This is a genomic window from Nostoc sp. CHAB 5836 (assembly GCF_020829445.1).
Lineage (GTDB): Bacteria > Cyanobacteriota > Cyanobacteriia > Cyanobacteriales > Nostocaceae > Nostoc.
Map to the genome: position 1 here is coordinate 1 of NZ_JAIVFV010000370.1, position 2,385 is coordinate 2,385.

Consider the following 2,385-nt stretch of genomic DNA (forward strand, 5'->3'; position numbering starts at 1 on the left):
GTACAAGCAATTTGTGAGGTGATTACTGACCTGATTCCCCGGTTAGGTTTTAATCCGGCGAGTGATGTCCAGGTACTTTGCCCGATGACGCGAGGGGTTGTGGGGACTCGCAACCTTAATACCGTGTTGCAGCAATTGATCAATCCACCCAGTGCCGACAAGGTGGAGATTAATAGAGGTGGGATGACGCTGCGGGTGGGCGATCGCGTTATTCAACAAATGAATGATTATCAGCGTGAAGTGTTTAACGGAGATTTGGGTATTATCACTGACATAGATACTGTTGAACAAGAAGTTGCGGTGCAGTATGGTGGACGTAGTGTGGTTTACGACTATGCTGATCTCAATGAGATTACTTTAGCATGGAGCGTTACCATACATAAAAGCCAGGGATCAGAATATCCGGTGGTGATACTGCCACTGTATATGCAACATTACATGATGCTGTCACGTAATCTATTTTATACTGGTTTGACTCGTGCGAAGAAGCTGGCGATCGTTGTTGGTGCGAAAAAAGCCATATCTCTGGCGGTGCGCTCTACTGATGACCAACGACGGTATACGCGATTACGTTCTAGGTTAGTTGTGGCACAGTTGCGATCGTGAGGGAGTAATATCAAACTATCAAACTATCAAATTCCCATAAATCCCTATCCCCTGAATGATGATAGGTCAACTGACATTAATTTTCTCTTGACAAGCTTTGCTGTGTACAGAGTAATTCTTTAATAGTATTGCCCATTTTTTCCCTTGAGCGATGGCGACGAGAATACCGCAGGCATCGCAGAACTTTTTGGTGTACTGAGTGTATCTTAAGTTGCCACGTTAGTGATAGCCATACCTTCAACAAATTTAAACCTCTCTAAGAGATTCAAGAGCCTGCGGAGCAAGCGTTTGGAATTCTCCGTTTTGAAAACGGAGAAATAAATAGGCAAGTAATGCAATTGGGGTTCAAATCCCCAGTTGCATTACTTGCATTGTGCGTTTTACGAATTACGAATTACGAATTATTTTAACCCTCTCCTTGTTCGCTCGACTGCGGCGCTGGAAACTTTGTCCGCTCACCAGTAGCCAACTGCTAATTTATTCAGTCAGATTCAAAGTTGAGCAGAACAGCATCGGAAAGGAACATTTCGTCTCTAGCTTTTAAACCAATATCTCGACGTATACTGTCTAGAATTTCTCGACCTGTGCGTTGGCTGTTGGGGTACGGAGTCCAGATGGCGTTGACTGTAATTTCAGTACCGACTAAGAATGTGTTGACTGCGCCGACAAAATATTCACCATCGGCATAATCTAAGCGGACAAGGTAAACACGAGATTTGCCAGCGTAGTAAGCATTTTTCATGTCAGAGGCGGTTTGATAATCGGGATGTGATTCAGTCAAGTAGGTGATTTTAGGTTTGTTGGGATGATTAAATCCTTCGGATTTACCCCAATTGGGGTCTGACTTTTTACGCCTTTTAGCTTCTGCCATATTGACTCCTATTATGTGGCTAACTTGACCAAATAATTCGTAATTCGTAGTTCGTAATTCGTAATTACGGACAAAATTAAGAATTAATTCATTCGGGAATAAGCCCCTTAATTTATTAATGGAGAACAATAAAACGCGCAGCATCATTATTCAAGCCCCTGACTTCAGTCATGGGGTATTAATTACGAATTACGAACTTGTGCCGAGCGAAGCCGAGGTATTAGTAATTACGAATTATTTTGACCCGATCAAAGACTAAAACTAGGATGCCATTGTTTCTATGTTGTTGCTGCCTCTAGCGATCGCCTGCTCAAAAATTGTGTTTCCAACCCCAGTTTTCAGCCATATTCTGAGTAATCTTGCTTATTGAGAAATGTTACAAAAAAAAGGGAACAGGGAAGAGGGAACTCTTAACAGATAAGAAACTAAAGTTTCAGAGCTTTATTGCGAGCGTCGAAAAAAAAGATGTTTTTCGAGGGTCGAGTGCCACGAAAAAAACAGTGTCATTATTTCAATCTCATGGTTTTTAAACCATGAGTTTTTCCTGTTCCCTTTTCCCCGTTCCCTGTTCCCTCTGAATTGATCTTAACCTCTCACGAATGAGGCAACACCAATTGTCTCGCCAACCAGTACGGGGCAATCTGTGTGAAACCAAGTAGTATTTTAACCTAACAAGTAAAGCAGTTAATAGTAAGCCCCACTTTCTCACCCCATCCATTCAGTCCACTGTGGGGCATCTGCCACCAGTTGAGCAAATTTATCAGGGTTAATGTCCTCAAACTCCAGCATCACGCCGCAACGCTCATCAATCGTTAGTGTACTGAGTAATTCTTTCACCTTGTCAACCCCTAACTCCACCCGCTCAATTGCCAGCCGAGCATAATATTTAACCCGCTCCCACCAAGAAT

The 2,385-nt window shown here is 42.8% G+C and carries 3 protein-coding genes; 1 reads left to right on the top strand and 2 read right to left on the bottom strand.

Annotation, left to right across the window (positions count from 1 at the left end; genetic code table 11):
• On the top strand, positions 1-606 hold a 606-nt coding region (locus tag LC605_RS32530; protein ID WP_229551480.1), incomplete at its 5' end, for an ATP-binding domain-containing protein.
• A 481-nt stretch (positions 607-1,087) separates the two neighbouring features.
• On the opposite strand, the gene LC605_RS32535 is transcribed toward LC605_RS32530, so the two are convergent.
• Both LC605_RS32535 and LC605_RS32540 read right to left on the bottom strand, forming a co-directional pair.
• Complete coding sequence (locus LC605_RS32535; protein ID WP_229551481.1) at positions 1,088-1,477, bottom strand: hypothetical protein; 390 nt, start codon at positions 1,475-1,477, stop codon at positions 1,088-1,090.
• 705 nt (positions 1,478-2,182) lie between these two features.
• The coding region (locus tag LC605_RS32540; RefSeq protein WP_229551482.1) for a hypothetical protein at positions 2,183-2,385 on the bottom strand (203 nt) is incomplete at its 5' end.